This is a genomic window from Sulfitobacter aestuariivivens, assembly GCF_014763045.1.
In the GTDB taxonomy this organism is placed as follows: Bacteria; Pseudomonadota; Alphaproteobacteria; order Rhodobacterales; family Rhodobacteraceae; genus Sulfitobacter; species Sulfitobacter aestuariivivens.
Window position 1 is genome coordinate 1,365,821 of sequence record NZ_JACTAG010000001.1, and the last position, 16,431, is coordinate 1,382,251.

Below are 16,431 nucleotides of genomic sequence, written 5' to 3' on the forward strand. Positions count from 1 at the left end.
TTCCGCCTAAGGCTTCGCTCTTGGGCGCGTGGCGTCAAGCGGCTTGCAATAGGTCTGACGCCGCAGCCAGCCTGACATGTCGCGCCGCTTTGACGCGCTGTGCATCGGGCCCCAATCTGCCGTGACACCCTGTCCGCGTCGGCCCTTGTAGCCATGAATCACACCGTCGCGCGGAACGGTATGGGCCATGATCCGAATGGCACAACTGAGGTTGGCGGGCCCATTCTTGAGGGCCGCACCGGTTCCAACCCGACAGTTATACCCCCGCGCCGTACCCGGCAGGATCTGCAACAGGCCATACCATTTGCCCCCACCACCGACGGCCCAGGGCTTGTAGGTGCTCTCGTGCTTTGCCAGCGCGGACATGAATCCGACCCAGAAGGCACGCCTCTGCGCTTCCGGCGCCGATTGATACGCGGGGCACCAGGTTTCAATGTCACGCGGCACCAGATCGACCAGCGGCTTTCCATGATCCTTGAGCGCGGAGAGCGCGGCGCGGGTCCACAGGACATTCCCCGCCATGTGCTGCCAGCGCGTTCGAGGCACATCGCCGCTGCGTGCAGGCGGGCGCAGGTCGCCTAGCCCATCCAGAGTGATGACCGGTGGGCTGCTGCTCTCAAGGCGCGGCAGGGGCACTTCCAAACCAGAGAATCCGACAGTCCCCGACACTGGCACAGTCCGCGCCTGTGGGCGCAACTGTTCAAGCGTCTGGGCAGACGTCATCGCTGGCACTATTCCCAGCATCAAAGCAAAAACCGCGCGTTTCATCACAAAAACATGCACCTTTTGATCGGCTGAATGCAAGTTAGCCGGGGTTTTTCGCGCATTGCGGGAACGATTGGCGCGATATCGCTTAAACGTGGGCAAGATTGCGTCGGTCATTAACGATTATGTCCTGATTGCCGCAAGTCGACCGGAATGGACGCGCAAACTCCGCGATATCTTCGTGCCCGCGCCACGCTTACGCCCCAAATCTCGATCACTTTGATGGGAACGAGTGAACGATGTGTACGAGACATTTATGAAAGCCTTGCGCGACATTTTGCAGACCAAACTGCGCCCCTTGGTAGGGCTGCTGCCTAAACGTGTGCAGCCGCTCCATATGCCTGCCCGCGTGACGCCCCAGCGGGCCATCCTGCGGCGTGCGCCCGTTGATATCTCCGATGATCTGGCGCAAACCTTGCTGCAAATTTCGTGCCCGGATCCCACCACCGAGGACAAGCTGCGCGATGGACATATTGCGATGGGCCAGCGTCTGGCCCGGCAAGAACGCTGGGGCGAACTGTCAGCACTGATCCGCAAATCCGATATTGGTCGCAATATGACGCCCGGCGCGATGCCCGCGGCCGATCTTTTGGCATACGGCGCGCGCGCCGACGTCGTCCTTGCGGTGGAGCATGCCCTGTTTGACGGCAGCCCGCCGAGTGATGCCCCGCTGCTGGCCGGAATCGAAGCCCTTGAACATGTGCTCGCAGAACACGAAGGCGATCCGGTGATCTCCTCTATTGTCGCGCAATCTCATATGGATATCGGCTGGGCATGGCGCGGCACCGGCTGGGACGCCGAAATCCCCGACCGTAACCATGCAGCTTTCGCAGCACACTTTGACCGCGCGGGCGACATCCTGTCACCGTTCTGCCCCAACACCCTGCAGTCTCCGCTGCTGGCAGCCAGCTGCTGTGCGTTGCTGGGTGGCACGGACGCAGGGCGCCGCCGCGTCGCAGATCGGTATGAGGCGCTGATCGATCTCAACCCCCAAAACCCCCGCCCGATGCGGGCGATGGGTAATCACCTGTTGCCGCGCTGGTACGGCTCTTACAAGGAACTGGAGCTCGAAGCCCACCGCACCGCAGCCCGGGTCATGGAGACGTGGGGGGCGGGTGGCTATACTTGGGTGATGTTCGACGCGATCAGCTTTGACGACGAAGCCTGCGCAAACCTTGATCTGACATTTTTTATTGAGGGGCTGCGCGACATCCTTGCCCGCCACTCTGATCCTTATACCGTGAACTTGCTGGCCTCATATTGTGCCAATGCGATCGGGCAGGTGTATTCTGGCGACGACCGTGCCGATCACAATCGCAAGGTGATCGCCGGATGCGCGCGCTGGATCATACGTGACCACATGACGGAATTGCATCCAATGGTCTGGGCCCATGCTGCGCAAGGGTTCGACAACAGTCTGCATGTCCGCTCGCCAGCTAATTTTGCCGATTCCGGGCGCAAGGACGCAATGCGCATCATCACCAGGCTGTTCAGCCGCGAAATCGCAGCAGGTAAAAGGGTCGTCTTTACAGAATCTGGGCCTGAGGCAATGGCAGGTGGCGCGTGAACCAAAGCCCCTGCCGGGGGATTTCAAAAGCCAGAAAACACCGCCGCGGATAGGGGCGGTCTGTGATGCTGCCTGACAGAACCAGACCAGCAGCTTGCACCTGATCGCGCCGCCTCCCTCTTGCAGCATATGCGCCGCTGGCCTAAGACCGCAGCCAACAGCCGATGCCGCACGAGGTTCCCATGCTCGATCTGACTTACGACACCCCCAAACCCAAGCGTATCGCCGGGGCCAAGCACGACTGGGAACTGGTCATCGGCATGGAGGTACACGCGCAGGTCTCCTCCAACGCGAAACTTTTCTCGGGGGCGTCCACCAAATTTGGCGCAGAACCCAACTCAAACGTCGCCTTCGTGGACGCAGCCATGCCAGGCATGCTTCCCGTGATTAACGAATACTGCGTAGAACAGGCCGTGCGGACAGGGCTGGGACTGAAAGCCGAGATCAATCTGAAATCCGCCTTCGATCGCAAGAATTACTTCTACCCGGATCTGCCACAAGGCTATCAGATCAGCCAACTTTACGAGCCCATCGTTGGCGAAGGTGAAGTCCTGGTCGAAATGGGCGACGGCACAGCACGACTGGTGCGGGTCGAGCGCATCCACATGGAACAGGACGCGGGCAAATCGATCCATGACATGGACCCCAACATGTCCTTTGTGGATCTCAACCGCACCGGTGTCTGCCTGATGGAGATCGTCTCGCGACCCGACATCCGCGGCCCCGAAGAAGCCGCCGCTTACCTCACCAAGCTGCGCCAGATCCTGCGCTATCTGGGCACGTGCAATGGCGACATGCAGTCGGGTGCCATGCGGGCGGACGTCAACGTCTCAATCTGCCGCCCGGGCGATTACGAGCGCTATGAGGAAACGCAGGACTTCTCCCATCTGGGCACCCGCTGCGAGATCAAGAACATGAACTCCATGCGTTTCATCCAGCAAGCGATTGAAGTCGAGGCACGCCGCCAGATCGCGATCGTCGAAGGTGGCGGTACGGTCGATCAGGAAACACGGCTTTATGACCCCGACAAACAGGAAACACGGTCGATGCGCTCCAAGGAAGAGGCGCACGACTACCGCTATTTCCCCGATCCTGATCTGCTGCCGCTGGAGATCGAACAAGACTGGGTCGACAACATCGCCGCCAGCCTGCCCGAACTGCCGGATGCCAAAAAAGCGCGTTTTGTGCGCGATTTCGGGCTCAGCGACTATGATGCCTCCGTGCTGACCGCCGATCTCGATTCTGCAGGCTACTTTGAAGACGTAGCACAGGGTCGCGATGGAAAGATGGCTGCAAACTGGGTCATCAACGAACTTTTCGGCCGGTTGAAGAAAGACGAAAAAGACATCGCGAACAGTCCGGTCAGCCCGGCACAACTGGGCGGCGTGATCGACCTGATCGCCTCCGATGCCATCAGCGGCAAGATCGCCAAGGATCTTTTTGAAATTGTCTACACCGAAGGCGGAGACCCAGCCGCGATTGTCGAAGACCGTGGCATGAAGCAGGTCACAGACACTGGCGCCATTGAGGCTGCCGTGGACGAGATCATCGCAGCCAATCCCGATCAGGTCGCCAAGGCACAGCAGAACCCCAAACTGGCCGGATGGTTCGTGGGTCAGGTGATGAAAGCCACTGGCGGCAAGGCAAACCCAAAAGCTGTCAACCAACTGGTGGCCAAGAAACTGAACGGTTGATCAACCTCAACCCCGCGTACCATCGGAGCGTCGCAATGCAATCCCCCCACCGTTCCGCGTCGATGGTTGTCCGCCCCGACTGGATTGATTTCAACGGTCATCTGAACATGGCCTATTACAACGTCCTGTTCGATACGGCGGTCGATCAACTGTACCCCTGGATCGGTTTCGGGCCTGACTACCAAAAAACGGGCTGCACCACTTATGTGGCCGAATTCCACGTCTGCTATCTGCGCGAACTGCACAAAAATGACGAGGTCTATGTCACATTCCAGCTTGTTGATTTCGACACCAAGCGGTTCCATTCGTATCAGGAGCTTTGGCACAAGGATGGCTGGCTTGCAGCGACCGCCGAAGGGCTGACACTGCACGTGGATCAATCCGGTCCGCGCGTCGCACCCATGCCCGACGCCATTCTGGCGAAACTGACTGAAATGCAAAGAGCCCAAGCCCACCTGCCCCGGCCTGAGCGCGTAGGCCGCAAGATCGGAATCAAGCGATAATCCCTCTGCGCCTGCCCGCCAGGTCAGTCGGCGCACAACCAGCGCTGCCCCTTTTATCCGACAGCAGCTTTTGCTAAACCGCCGCCAATCCAACCCAAAGGCCATCCCATGCCCCGTTATGAGTACAAGGTTGTTCCCGCCCCTACCAAGGGCATAAAGGTCAAAGGGGTGCGCGGGCCGGAAGCCCGATTTGCCCATGCCATCCAAGAGCTCATGAATGGTCTTTCAGGATATGGCTGGGAATATCAGCGCGCTGAAACTTTACCATCGCTTGAGCGCGCTGGCCTGACAGGCACCACGACGGAATGGCGCAACATGCTGGTATTCCGGCGGTTGCGCGAAAATGAGGCCGACGCGTTTCAGCCCGAACTGCTGCCTGCCCCGGACAACGCCCAACCCGCGACGGCGGAGCCCGACGTCCCCGCAGAAACGCCGACTGAGACGCGCGCCGAACCCCCTCTGAAGGAAACGGGTTCGGCTAGCGCGAATACCTTTGCCGGTGATGAAGCAGAGGCTGAAAAAACACCCGACAACGACGCGAAGGATGTAGACGCCGCCGACGAGGGCGACGTGACTTTTGCTGACAAGAAGAAGCCGCAAAAAAACGCTGAAACAGAGACTTAAGCGCCGCGCTTAAACATCTAAATCCAATGCCAGCGCGTGGATCCGCCCCAACAAATCCGGCCCAAGTGCCGCATGCACCGCGCGATGCCGCGCAACCCTGCTCATCCCCTTGAAGGTGGCGGATCGAATGCGCACATTGTAATGGCTTTCGCCGCCCTCCTGATATCCGCCGTGGCCACGATGACTTTCACTATCATCGACCACCTCCAGTTCGCTTGGTGCCAGGGCATCTTGCAGCCGGGCAATAATCTCTTCGGTCTTGGTCATTTTTTGGCCGCACCCCCTTCAATCTCGCTCTGCCTCGTCTAAACTGACCGGCCTGAGTCGGAAAGGTCCCTATCCATGCCCAAGTCTGATCCCTTCGGTTTTGACATGTCTGTGTCGTCTGCCAAGAAAAAGAACCCACGCGGTCGACGGGGGATGTCTGGTGCGTCCGAGACGTCGACCCGCATCTGTGATCATGAGAGCTGCGAAGAACCCGGAAAATTCCGCGCGCCCAAGGCCCCGGACGTGCTGGACGACTATTTCTGGTTCTGCCAGCAGCATGTACGTGAATATAATTTGAAGTGGAATTTCTTCGACGGCACGACAGAGGCCGAGATGAACGCCCAACTGTCAGAAGACAAGGTTTGGGAACGCAAGACAAAGCCACTTGGCGATCCTGAAGCCCGCGCATGGGCACGGCTTGGCATCGAGGACCCGCATCAGGTGTTGGGCAAGAACGCCACGCAAAATCCCGGTCGCAATGGCGGCTCTGCGGGCCGTCGCCTTCCCCCCACAGAACGCCGCGCCATAGAGATCCTTGAGGCCAAGGACAACTGGACCAAGCCAGAAGTCCGCAAGGCCTACAAGGCGCTTATCAAGGTACTGCACCCGGACATGAACGGCGGGGACCGCTCGCAAGAAGAGCAATTGCAGGAAGTTGTCTGGGCTTGGGACCAGATCAAGGCAAGCCGCAACTTCAAAGACTGACGCAACGCCGCAGGTTTCGGGGCTGGCGCGTCAGGCTCTGTATTCTTTGGTTCTCTCTCAGGGGAAAGTCGTCCGCGTGGCGATATCGCAAGAAACGGACCGGACCTTTGGTGATGCTAGACCCGGTGCCGCTTGCCTAACCTCGCGCGGGCCTTGCGCGCATGGCCATTGCGATCAGGTGAATGCCCAGCACGCTTGCGGCCCAGGGCAATAAAACACCCCCCTTGCTGGTGACCATCTCGACCACGAAAATCGGCGCGATGGCCGCCATGCCCGAGATCGACACGGCCAGATCCCGCAGACCGAGATCTGCAATCAAGGCTTCTACCGGCAACAGCATCACGGCAATGACGGCCCCCATTAGTGTCGCCCCTACAAAGGTCAGCGCCGCAATCCCCAGCCCCCAAAGCCCTGACCGGCCAAATCCACCGGCCAACAAAAGTCCCGCCACAAAGGCCCCCGCCGCGGCACAGCGGCAGAATCCCAGATCGCCGCGAAAGGTCGGATCAGCCTGCGTGATGGCTGCCGCGACCAATCCTCCTGAAACCCCGATGGCCGCCGCCACGCTGAACCGCTGCTGGATGGATGTTATGCTCATGTCGTTCTCCTGTTCATGATGCATCCATTATGGCGGTCGCGTGTGCAGCCACTTGGGGTTGTTTTCGCAGTCCTTGTGCAGACCGGAACGGGGAAATTTGGACTAGGCAAGTCATGCGCACCGGGCCATTCTGCATGCACTGGGGGACAGAACATGACAGACTACCAATATGACCTTGGCCGATACACGCGGCCCGTATCCACACCAAGCGCAGAGGCCCAGGTGTGGTTTGATCGCGGCCTGAACTGGACTTTTGGCTTTAACCACAAAGAGGCGATCGCCTGCTACACGCGCGCCGCGCAAGCGGATCCCACTTGTGCGATGGCAAATTGGGGTTTGGCCTATGCCGCGGGGCCCAACTACAACATGCCATGGTGTCTTTACGATGAAGACGGCCTTGCTGATGCACTGGCGCAAGCCTTCGATGCCACTCAAAACGCTCTGTCGCATAAATCGCATCTCACCGCTCCCGAGGTGGCATTGGTTGAGGCATTGAACGACCGCTATCCACAACGCGAGGTCGCCCCGTTGGAGGTCATGGAAAGCTGGGATCAGGCCTTTGCAGATACAATGCGCCGCACCCACGCAAAGTTCCCTGAAGATATGGACATTGCTGCATTGTTTGCAGAGAGCCTGTTAACCCTGACGCCATGGCAAATGTGGGATGTCGCGCGCGATCAGGTGGCAGACGGTGCGGCCACAGTGGAATGTCGGGACGTCCTTGAGACGCAGATGGCGCGCCCCGGCGGGATGGAACACCCGGCCGTTCTGCATCTCTACATTCACCTGATGGAAATGTCCCCGACCCCCGAAAAGGCTCTGCCTGCCTCTGACGCACTGCGCAGGCTTGTGCCTGATGCAGGTCATCTTGTGCATATGCCCACGCATATCGACGTGCTGTGCGGCCACTACGAGAACGTTGTGCGCTGGAATGAGGCAGGGATCGAGGCGGATTTGAAGTATTTCGAGGCCGAAGGTGCCTTCAACATCTACACCGGGTATCGCCAGCACAACTACCATTTCGTCATCGCCGGTGCCCTTTATATGGGGCAGTTTGCCCCCGCGATGCGGGCGGTTCAGGGGATCAGGGCAACAACACCCGATGCGTTGATGCAAATCAAATCGCCGCCCATGGCCGACTTTTTCGAAACCTACATGAGCTTTGAGCCGCACGTTTATATCCGTTTTGGCATGTGGGACGAAATCCTCACCCTGACTGCGCCAGATGACGTGGACACTTATTGCTTCACCAATGCCATGCTGGAATATGCGCGCGGATTGGCATTATCGGCGCTAGGCCGGGTAGATGAAGCCGAAGCGCAGGTGGCCGTCTTCGAAGGCGCTGCGGCGCGCGTGCCCGAAAGCCGCCTGATGCACAATGTCACGGGCGTTGACCTGCTGGATATCGCACGTGCCATGCTGGAGGGGGAACTGGCCTATCGCAAGGCTGACTACGACGCTGCCTTTGCGGCGTTGCGGCGCGCGGTCACATTGGATGATGCCCTGCCCTACGATGAGCCATGGGGCTGGATGCAGCCAACGCGTCACGCGCTTGGCGCGCTATTGTTCGAACAGGGCCACCATGCAGAGGCTGAAGATGTCTTTCGCCAGGATCTCGGGCTTGCACCCGGCCTGCCCCGCGCCTGTGTGCACCCTGATAACGTATGGGCCCTGCGCGGGCTGCATGATTGCCTGCAGGCGCAGGAAAAAACGGCCGAGATGGCTCACATCAAATTGCGGCTTGATCTTGCCGAGGCACGTGCAGACAGACCCGTGAAAGCCGCCTGTGGATGCGCACAGGTTGCCATGGCAGCAGGCTGAACCATTTAACTGGACTTAAGGGTGAACAAACCAATCAGCCAACCCTTGCACCGCTCGTACGAATGAGGCACGAGAGGCGGATAAACATCGCCGCAAGGCGACACGAACAAAGGACCAGACCATGGCGGACGGCGCGTTGGACATCGACATGAAACCCACTCAGGAAATCAGTGTACGCGATGTATTCGGCATCAACACGGATATGAAGGTCAAGGGTTTCGCCGACCGCTCGGACCGTGTGCCCGATCTGGACAGCACCTACAAGTTTGATCCTGACACGACGCTGGCCATCCTTGCCGGCTTCAGCCACAACCGCCGGGTCATGATCCAGGGCTACCACGGCACGGGCAAATCGACGCACATCGAACAGGTCGCGGCGCATCTCAACTGGCCCTGTGTGCGCGTCAATCTTGACAGCCACATCAGCCGGATTGATCTGATCGGCAAGGACGCGATCAAACTGCGCGATGGCAAACAGGTCACCGACTTTCAGGAAGGCATTCTGCCCTGGGCCCTGCGCAACCCAACAGCGATCGTATTCGACGAATATGATGCGGGCCGCGCTGATGTGATGTTTGTGATCCAGCGCGTGCTTGAAGTCGACGGCAAGCTCACGCTGCTGGACCAGAACAAGGTGATCGAGCCACACCCCTACTTCCGCATTTTCGCTACGGCCAACACTGTCGGCCTGGGCGATACGACGGGCCTTTATCACGGCACCCAGCAGATTAACCAAGGTCAGATGGACCGTTGGTCGCTGGTGGCGACGCTGAACTACCTCAGCATCGACGCAGAGACGGCCATCGTTCTGTCAAAGAACCCGCACTATAACACCGCCGAAGGCCGCAAAACCGTCAAACAGATGGTGACGGTTGCCGATCTTACGCGGACAGCTTTCATGAACGGTGAGCTTTCTACCGTCATGTCCCCGCGAACGGTGATCGCATGGGCTCAAAACGCCGAAATTTTCCGCAGCGTCGGCTATGCCTTCCGCCTCAGTTTCCTCAACAAATGTGACGAGCTTGAGCGTCAGACGGTGGCCGAATTCTATCAGCGCCTGTTTGACGAAGAACTGCCCGAAAGCGCGGCGAGCGTAAGTCTGGGATGATCGGACGGGCCGAGATAACAGCGGCCAGCGACCGGGTGCGGTCCCACATCCGCCGCACGCCTGTGCTTTCGCTCGAAACGGGCGCGTTGGGGCTGGATCATCCGCTGAAGCTCAAGCTTGAGCACACGCAGATCACCGGCTCTTTCAAGGTGCGTGGCGCGTTCAATTCGCTGATGGGCGCTGATCTGCCCGCCGCCGGCGCGGTAGCCATCTCAGGCGGCAATCATGGCGCCGCGGTTGCCTATGCAGCGACCTCTCTTGGGGCCAAATCAACGGTCTTTGTACCCGCTCAGATTGCCAAGGAAGTAAAGCTGGCACGGATGCGCCATTTCGGCGCAGAGGTCATCGTGACCGAGGGCAATGTTGACGACGCCGTGCGCGCATACGCGAATTATGCCAAAGAAACCGGGGCGTTGGCGGTGCATCCCTACGACAGCCCCGGCACCATTACCGGTCAAGGCACCCTCGCACTTGAAATGGACGCGCAGCTGAACGGTATCGACACGGTGCTTGTTGCCGTGGGCGGCGGCGGGCTGATTGGCGGGGTCGCAGCATGGTTCGGTGGCCACGCCAAGGTCGTCGCGGTAGAAACCAAACTGACGTCCACTCTTGATCAAACCCTCAAAGGCACGCTGTCTCCGAATTTCAGTGCCAGCGGCATCTCAGCCAGTGGGCTTGGGGCGTCCAGCATCGGTGATCTGAACATCGACCTCATCCGGGCCCATGTCGCCGAAAACGTGGTCGTGGCTGACGCGGATGTGATAGAAGCCGGACGCCGCCTTTGGGGCGCAACGCGGATGGTCTGCGAACCCGGCGGGGTCACCGCACTGGCCGCTCTGACATCTGGCGGTTACGTACCGGCAAAAGACGAACGCGTCGCGGTTGTGATATGCGGAGGCAACGCAGAGCCGAACTGGTTCGAAGGGGATGCAGTATGAGCAAACCATCTGACAATCCTGCAGACGCGTTCAAAAAAGCCCTTGCCGAAGCCTCCAAGGTGATGGCGAACGATCCTGATCTGACTGTCAGCTATTCGGTGGACCCATCGGGCTTGTCCGGTGACAGCATGCGGCTGCCGCAGGTATCACGCCGCATGACCCGTGAGGAAGTGCTTCTGGCGCGCGGCACAGCGGATGCGCTCGCGCTGAACCGGCGTTATCACAATGGCCAGACCCATGCGAAATATGCGCCACAAGGCGATATGGCGCGCGATCTTTATGAAGCAATGGAAACGGCCCGCTGTGAAGCCGTTGGTGCCCGCGACATGCCCGGCACTGCGGGCAACATCGACGTCAAGATCAAGCACGAAGCGCTGCGCAAAGGCTATGATCAGGCCAAACAGGCCTCTGACGTGCCGCTGGCGACGGCCGCAGGTTATCTGGTGCGGCATCTGGCAACCGGGCGCGATCTGCCCCCGGGCGCTGAAAACGCCATGGAGCTGTGGCGCGGATTCATTGAGGATCAGGCCGGTGGCACACTGGAAAACCTAGATGATATTCTGGAAGACCAGTCTGCTTTTGCCAGATTTGCCCGGCAGATGATCTCTGACCTTGGGTATGGTGATCAGTTGGGTGATGACCCCGACCAGCTCGACGAAGATCAGGATGACGAGGCCGAGGAAGGCAGCGAAGAAGAGCAGGATCCGGACAGCACCGGTCAGGATGACCAGGACGACGAAGAGGCCGAAGGGTCGCCCGAGCAGTCTCAGGATGAGCAGCAGGATGCGAGCCAGGCGCAGGTCTCCATGGATGACATGGCTGATCAGGAGTTGGGCGAAGAGGCAGACATGCCCGAAGGCGACGCCCCGATGGAGCCGCCCGCCCCCCAACATGTGTCGGACGCGGACCCGAATTATCTGGTCTACATGGACACCCATGACGAGGTGATCGGTGCCGAAGAACTGGCCGAACCGGTCGAACTGGAACGCCTGCGCGCTTACCTCGATCAGCAGCTGGAGCCTTTGAAAGGTGCGGTCAGCCGGCTGGCGAACAAGCTGCAACGCCGGTTGCAGGCGCAGCAAAACCGGGCATGGGAGTTTGATCTTGAAGAAGGCATGCTGGATGCAGGCCGATTGGCACGCGTGGTGGCAAACCCGACAACACCGCTGAGCTTCAAGGTCGAAAAAGACACAGAGTTCCGCGATACATGCGTGACACTCCTGTTGGACAATTCGGGCTCCATGCGGGGGCGTCCCATTTCGATTGCCGCTATCTGCGCGGACGTACTGGCGCGCACGCTTGAGCGGTGCAATGTGAAGGTCGAGATCCTGGGCTTTACGACCCGCGCCTGGAAAGGCGGACAGGCCCGCGAAGCCTGGCTGAACGACGGCCGCCCGGCCCAGCCCGGCCGTCTGAACGATCTGCGCCACATCATCTACAAATCTGCCGATGCCCCCTGGCGTCGCACCCGGCCCAATCTGGGGCTGATGATGAAAGAAGGGCTGCTGAAGGAAAACATCGACGGCGAGGCGCTGGAGTGGGCGCACCGCCGTATGATGGCGCGTCACGAGGCCCGCAAGATCCTGATGGTGATCAGCGACGGCGCGCCTGTAGACGATTCAACCTTGTCCGTAAATCCCGCAAACTATCTGGAAAAACACCTGCGCGACGTGATCGCGATGGTAGAGAAACGCAAGGCGGTCGAGCTGCTTGCGATCGGTATCGGCCATGATGTGACCCGGTATTATGACCGCGCGGTTACGATCACGGATGTAGACCAGCTGGCGGGGGCCATGACCGAACAACTGGCCGCACTCTTTGACAGTGATCCCCGCGCCCGGGCCCGTGTCATGGGCATGCGCCGCGCGGGCTGAGCCGTCGGAATTGCATATTTGAGGAATATTGAAAGGGGTCCATGTACCAGTCCTTTGAAGTGAGCGCCCGCCCTGAGCAAGGTCCGCCCCGGCTGTTAGCATTGCGTGCCGAGATGCAAAAAGAGGGGCTGGACGGGTTTGTGATACCGCGCGCAGATGCGCATCAGGGTGAATATGTGGCCCCGCGTGATGAACGCTTGGCCTGGTTAACGGGATTTACAGGGTCCGCGGGATTTTGCGCGGCATTGGTTGAGACTGCCGGTGTGTTCATCGATGGTCGGTACCGCACCCAGGTCAAGACGCAGGTAGCCGAAGCCTTTACCCCTGTGCCGTGGCCAGAGATCTCCTTGGGCGCATGGTTGAGAGAGCAGTTGCCGCAGGGCGGCGTGGTTGGGTTTGACCCCTGGTTGCACACACCGGGTCAGATCGCCCAGACCGAAGCTGTGCTTGAGGGGTCCGGTGTCACTCTGCGTCAAAGCACCAATCTGGTTGATCGGATATGGGCGGACCAACCGGCGCCGCCGATGGCGCAGGCCAAGGTACATCCGCTGCAATTTGCTGGAGAGAGCCACGCAGAGAAACGACACAAAGTGGGAGCGGTGCTGCGGGACGCAGGTCAGGCGGCGGCGGTGATCACCCTGCCCGACAGCCTGTGCTGGCTTTTGAATATCCGCGGCAGTGACATTCCGCGCAATCCGGTGGTTCATGGATTTGCGGTTTTGCACCAGTCAGGCGTGGTCGATGCCTTTGTTGCGGCGGCCAAGGTCGGAGGGCTTGATGATCACCTGGGCGATGAGGTTTCAGTGCGTGATCCGTCGGAATTGCTGAGCTATCTGGATGGCCTTGACGGTCCCGTGCGACTGGACAAATTGTCGGTGCCGGTCGTTATCGCCGACAGATTGGATGACAGGAAGGTATGGGGCGATGACCCTTGCGCCCTTCCGAAGGCGCGCAAGAATGAGGCTGAGATTGCGGGCGCCGCCGCCGCGCACTTGCGGGACGGGGCGGCGCTGGTGGAAGTACTGTGCTGGCTTGAGGGACAGCCCCCGGGCACAGTTACCGAGACGCAGGTGGTCACGCAGTTAGAGACAGCACGGCGGCGCGATAATGCGTTGCGAGATATCTCATTCGAAACCATTGCCGGCACCGGCCCCAACGGTGCGATCATGCACTACCGCGTCACCGAAGAGACGGACAGCATTCTGCAGGAAGGTCAGTTGCTGGTGTTGGATTCAGGCGGTCAATATCTCGACGGCACCACCGACATCACCCGCACAATCCCGATCGGCGCGCCGCCGCCAGAGGCCAGCGCGGCCTTCACAAGGGTGTTGGCGGGCATGATCGCCATGTCCCGCTTGCGCTGGCCCGTTGGGTTGGCGGGCCGGGACATCGAATGCGTGGGGCGCCTGCCGCTCTGGATGGCGGGGCAGGACTTTGATCACGGGTTGGGTCACGGCGTCGGCGCGTATCTGAGTGTGCACGAAGGGCCCCAGCGCCTGAGCAGGCTGAGCGATGTGTCCCTTGAGCCGGGCATGATCCTGTCGAATGAGCCGGGCTATTACCGCGAAGGCGCATTTGGCATCCGCATCGAGAACCTGCTGGTGGTGCGCGATGCGCCAGAATTGGAGGGGGGGGATGCGCACCGCAAGATGTTGCAGTGGCAAACGCTGAGCTTTGCGCCAATCGACCGCCGCTTGATTGTCACAGAGATGCTGGACACCTCCGCACGGGATTGGCTGAACGCCTACCATGCAGGGGTTGCAGAAAAGATCGGTCCCCGTCTATCACCAGATGCAAAACTGTGGTTGGATGCCGCAACGGTGCCAATCTGATTTCAGGCGCACCACCAAAGAAGGGGCGCGTTCATGGCCGATCATATCACCATCACTAAGGCTGACGGCACCTGGTCAGTGCGCGCAGGCGGCGCCGTTCTTGGCGAAACCAATGATGCATTGGAATTGCGTGAAGGTGACTATGATCCGGTGATCTATTTCCCGCGCGGTGACATCGCGATGGCCTTCCTCGACGCGACGGAAAAAACCACCCACTGCCCGCACAAGGGTGATGCAAACTACTTTTCCGTCGTCACGAAGAGCCGAAAGCTGGAAAATGCGGTCTGGTCCTACGAGAACCCGTCCGAAGACGTCGCCGAGATCAAGGGCCACCTTGCCTTCTATCCGATTGACGAAGTAGCAGTCGAACAGATCTGAACCTGTTTCACCGTCAGGAATGTTCCTCGGCTGCCGTTGCGGCCAAGGCCCGGTTGTAGGCTTTCAGCGCATCGACGTGAAAGAGAGCGCCCAAAAGCTCGGGCGGCGCATTCGGTGACAACGTCACAACAGGGATAAACCGTTCAACCGATTGATCAAAAATGGGCATCGCGACTTCAAGCGTGGCCGTTCCATCAACGTATGTTCCGTCATTAATCAACTCCCAACAGCGCGCTTCGGGGGCGGCTCGCGGATCATCGGGACGCCGCATGATCCGCGCCACCGCGAACATCGAAAGCAGATACGCCTGTGGCCCTGCAGCCAGATGAATACCGCGACGTTCGATCTGTGTAAGAAAGAAGCTGCGATCCACAATGCGCGACGCCAGCGCCGTGGACATGCTGACCGCAACCATCACGGCAAGCCCGGTCTGCCAGTCGCCGGTCAGTTCAAAGACAATAAGCGTGGTTGAGATGGGCGCCCCCAGCACCGCCGCCGCAACCGCCCCCATGCCAGCAAGGGCATAGAGAGACGACGAGCCTGAGACATCGGGGAAAACCCCCGTTGCAATCAGGCCAAAGCCTAGCCCCGTCAGCGCACCAATCATCAAGGACGGGGAAAACACCCCCCCTCCCATGCGCCCGCCAAGTGTGATCGACACCGCAGCGACCTTCAGCACGGCAAAGACAATCGCTTCGTGCAGGGCCAGTTGACCGGTAAGGGCCATCGACGTGGTCTCGTATCCGACCCCGATGATATGGGGGAACCACAGGGCAATGATGCCCAAGATCATGCCCGCGATCGTCGGCCGCAGCCAGCGGGGCAAGCCAGTTCGGTCCTGTACATGATTGCCGAAATCCTCAGCCCAGAAGATCGCGCGCATCAAAAGCACGGCAACAAGACCACAGGTCAGACCCAGCAGCAGAAAAGCGGGCAGTTCGGCGTAGAACTGCAGATCCCCGTAGGTCGGCAGGGCAAATTCCGTCACCCCGCCATATTCGAGGCGGTTGATCACAGTGCCTGCAACGGATGCAATCACGATGGGGGCAAAGGCATGCACCGCAAAGTGCCGCAGCACCACTTCCAATGCAAAAAGCGCGCCTGCAATGGGGGCGTTGAAGCTGGCAGAAACACCTGCTGCAACAGCGCAGCCCAAAAGGTCCCGGCCGGTGATGCCATCAGCATTGATCCACCGGTTGACCTTGGTTGAAATAACAGCGGCAAGATGGACAACGGGCCCCTCGCGCCCTGATGATCCACCCGTGCTGAGCGTGATCATTGACGCCAACGCCGAGGCAAGGCCCGCCCGCGTTTCCACCCGACCATCATGGATCGCCGCACCAAGAATGACATCCGCCACAGATCGGGCCCGGCCATCCTTGGTAAAGACATGCAGGATCAGGCCCACGACCAATCCGCCAATCGTGGGAATGACCACAACCCAGTACCAATCGAGACCGGTGATAAAACTGTGAAGATTCTGAACGTCTTCGGTGCCGTAAAGCCAGGCCTGCAGCGCCTCGATCCCCTTGCGGAAAAACAGCGCGGCAAAGCCTGCCGCGATCCCGATCACCAGCGCAATGAACCAGAAGGTGACCTTGTCCGGCCCTTTCTTGCGCAACACCTTCAGCCCATGCCTGCACGATGCCATGGCCATGGTCAGTTGTTGTGACAAAAAGGAAGGGGTGGGGTCAGCCATGGAACAATGATCAGTCCGCTGGCAGGTGCGGGTCAAGGCACTGATCTGAAGAATGCGG

The 16,431-nt window shown here is 59.8% G+C and carries 15 protein-coding genes; 11 read left to right on the forward strand and 4 right to left on the reverse strand.

Annotated elements, in window-relative coordinates:
* Nucleotides 1-6: 6 nt before the first annotated feature.
* A complete protein-coding gene (locus H9Q16_RS06790) occupies nucleotides 7-768 on the reverse strand; it encodes a transglycosylase SLT domain-containing protein (protein ID WP_246455505.1) in 762 nt (253 codons plus the stop codon).
* Nucleotides 769-997: 229 nt separating this feature from the next.
* Between H9Q16_RS06790 and H9Q16_RS06795 the strand changes: the two genes are divergently transcribed.
* The 4 genes from H9Q16_RS06795 (at nucleotide 998) to H9Q16_RS20590 (ending at nucleotide 5,153) form a co-directional block, all read left to right on the forward strand.
* The gene (locus H9Q16_RS06795; RefSeq protein ID WP_343067800.1) at nucleotides 998-2,332 is read left to right on the forward strand and encodes a hypothetical protein; all 1,335 of its coding nucleotides are present in this window, start codon (nucleotides 998-1,000) and stop codon (nucleotides 2,330-2,332) included.
* 182 nt (nucleotides 2,333-2,514) lie between these two features.
* Nucleotides 2,515-4,026, forward strand: coding sequence for an Asp-tRNA(Asn)/Glu-tRNA(Gln) amidotransferase subunit GatB (gatB, locus tag H9Q16_RS06800; protein WP_191074572.1), 1,512 nt, complete (start codon nucleotides 2,515-2,517; stop codon nucleotides 4,024-4,026).
* Between the two features lie 35 nt (nucleotides 4,027-4,061).
* Nucleotides 4,062-4,529: a thioesterase family protein gene (locus tag H9Q16_RS06805; RefSeq protein ID WP_191074573.1), complete on the forward strand. Its 468-nt coding sequence runs from the start codon at nucleotides 4,062-4,064 to the stop codon at nucleotides 4,527-4,529.
* A 108-nt stretch (nucleotides 4,530-4,637) separates the two neighbouring features.
* Nucleotides 4,638-5,153, forward strand: a complete 516-nt coding sequence (locus tag H9Q16_RS20590; protein WP_246455507.1) for a hypothetical protein — start codon at nucleotides 4,638-4,640, stop codon at nucleotides 5,151-5,153.
* A 9-nt stretch (nucleotides 5,154-5,162) separates the two neighbouring features.
* Here the strand turns inward: H9Q16_RS20590 and H9Q16_RS06815 are convergent, their stop codons facing one another.
* Entirely contained in the window at nucleotides 5,163-5,420 is a 258-nt protein-coding gene (locus tag H9Q16_RS06815; protein ID WP_191074574.1) for a BolA family protein, read from the reverse strand.
* Between the two features lie 75 nt (nucleotides 5,421-5,495).
* Between H9Q16_RS06815 and H9Q16_RS06820 the strand changes: the two genes are divergently transcribed.
* On the forward strand, nucleotides 5,496-6,125 hold the full coding sequence (locus H9Q16_RS06820; protein WP_191074575.1) for a J domain-containing protein: 630 nt from the start codon (nucleotides 5,496-5,498) through the stop codon (nucleotides 6,123-6,125).
* Between the two features lie 136 nt (nucleotides 6,126-6,261).
* On the opposite strand, the gene H9Q16_RS06825 is transcribed toward H9Q16_RS06820, so the two are convergent.
* Nucleotides 6,262-6,723: a hypothetical protein gene (locus H9Q16_RS06825; RefSeq protein WP_191074576.1), complete on the reverse strand. Its 462-nt coding sequence runs from the start codon at nucleotides 6,721-6,723 to the stop codon at nucleotides 6,262-6,264.
* Nucleotides 6,724-6,876: 153 nt separating this feature from the next.
* Between H9Q16_RS06825 and H9Q16_RS06830 the strand changes: the two genes are divergently transcribed.
* From H9Q16_RS06830 to H9Q16_RS06855, 6 genes are all read left to right on the forward strand, one after another.
* Complete coding sequence (locus H9Q16_RS06830) at nucleotides 6,877-8,544, forward strand: hypothetical protein (RefSeq protein WP_191074577.1); 1,668 nt, start codon at nucleotides 6,877-6,879, stop codon at nucleotides 8,542-8,544.
* 121 nt (nucleotides 8,545-8,665) lie between these two features.
* The gene (gene cobS, locus H9Q16_RS06835; protein WP_191074578.1) at nucleotides 8,666-9,652 is read left to right on the forward strand and encodes a cobaltochelatase subunit CobS; all 987 of its coding nucleotides are present in this window, start codon (nucleotides 8,666-8,668) and stop codon (nucleotides 9,650-9,652) included.
* On the forward strand, nucleotides 9,649-10,590 hold the full coding sequence (locus H9Q16_RS06840; protein ID WP_191074579.1) for a serine/threonine dehydratase: 942 nt from the start codon (nucleotides 9,649-9,651) through the stop codon (nucleotides 10,588-10,590). Before cobS ends, H9Q16_RS06840 begins: the two co-directional genes overlap by 4 nt.
* A complete protein-coding gene (gene cobT, locus H9Q16_RS06845; RefSeq protein ID WP_191074580.1) occupies nucleotides 10,587-12,464 on the forward strand; it encodes a cobaltochelatase subunit CobT in 1,878 nt (625 codons plus the stop codon). Before H9Q16_RS06840 ends, cobT begins: the two co-directional genes overlap by 4 nt.
* A gap of 41 nt (nucleotides 12,465-12,505) precedes the next feature.
* The gene (locus H9Q16_RS06850) at nucleotides 12,506-14,296 is read left to right on the forward strand and encodes an aminopeptidase P family protein (RefSeq protein ID WP_191074581.1); all 1,791 of its coding nucleotides are present in this window, start codon (nucleotides 12,506-12,508) and stop codon (nucleotides 14,294-14,296) included.
* Between the two features lie 33 nt (nucleotides 14,297-14,329).
* Nucleotides 14,330-14,674 (forward strand): DUF427 domain-containing protein, encoded by a 345-nt coding sequence (locus H9Q16_RS06855; protein WP_191074582.1) that lies wholly within the window; start codon nucleotides 14,330-14,332, stop codon nucleotides 14,672-14,674.
* A 13-nt stretch (nucleotides 14,675-14,687) separates the two neighbouring features.
* On the opposite strand, the gene H9Q16_RS06860 is transcribed toward H9Q16_RS06855, so the two are convergent.
* On the reverse strand, nucleotides 14,688-16,373 hold the full coding sequence (locus H9Q16_RS06860) for a chloride channel protein (protein ID WP_191074583.1): 1,686 nt from the start codon (nucleotides 16,371-16,373) through the stop codon (nucleotides 14,688-14,690).
* Nucleotides 16,374-16,431 lie beyond the last annotated feature (58 nt).

Excerpts from the sequence above, each read along its gene's own strand:
- H9Q16_RS06790 (WP_246455505.1), bottom strand. The coding sequence starts at position 768 with ATGAAACGCGCGGTTTTTGCTTTGATGCTGGGAATAGTGCCAGCGATG.
- gatB (WP_191074572.1), top strand. The coding sequence starts at position 2,515 with ATGCTCGATCTGACTTACGACACCCCCAAACCCAAGCGTATCGCCGGG.
- H9Q16_RS06805 (WP_191074573.1), top strand. The coding sequence starts at position 4,062 with ATGCAATCCCCCCACCGTTCCGCGTCGATGGTTGTCCGCCCCGACTGG.
- H9Q16_RS20590 (WP_246455507.1), top strand. The coding sequence starts at position 4,638 with ATGCCCCGTTATGAGTACAAGGTTGTTCCCGCCCCTACCAAGGGCATA.
- H9Q16_RS06815 (WP_191074574.1), bottom strand. The coding sequence starts at position 5,420 with ATGACCAAGACCGAAGAGATTATTGCCCGGCTGCAAGATGCCCTGGCA.
- H9Q16_RS06820 (WP_191074575.1), top strand. The coding sequence starts at position 5,496 with ATGCCCAAGTCTGATCCCTTCGGTTTTGACATGTCTGTGTCGTCTGCC.
- H9Q16_RS06825 (WP_191074576.1), bottom strand. The coding sequence starts at position 6,723 with ATGAGCATAACATCCATCCAGCAGCGGTTCAGCGTGGCGGCGGCCATC.
- H9Q16_RS06830 (WP_191074577.1), top strand. The coding sequence starts at position 6,877 with ATGACAGACTACCAATATGACCTTGGCCGATACACGCGGCCCGTATCC.
- cobS (WP_191074578.1), top strand. The coding sequence starts at position 8,666 with ATGGCGGACGGCGCGTTGGACATCGACATGAAACCCACTCAGGAAATC.
- H9Q16_RS06840 (WP_191074579.1), top strand. The coding sequence starts at position 9,649 with ATGATCGGACGGGCCGAGATAACAGCGGCCAGCGACCGGGTGCGGTCC.
- cobT (WP_191074580.1), top strand. The coding sequence starts at position 10,587 with ATGAGCAAACCATCTGACAATCCTGCAGACGCGTTCAAAAAAGCCCTT.
- H9Q16_RS06850 (WP_191074581.1), top strand. The coding sequence starts at position 12,506 with ATGTACCAGTCCTTTGAAGTGAGCGCCCGCCCTGAGCAAGGTCCGCCC.
- H9Q16_RS06855 (WP_191074582.1), top strand. The coding sequence starts at position 14,330 with ATGGCCGATCATATCACCATCACTAAGGCTGACGGCACCTGGTCAGTG.
- H9Q16_RS06860 (WP_191074583.1), bottom strand. The coding sequence starts at position 16,373 with ATGGCTGACCCCACCCCTTCCTTTTTGTCACAACAACTGACCATGGCC.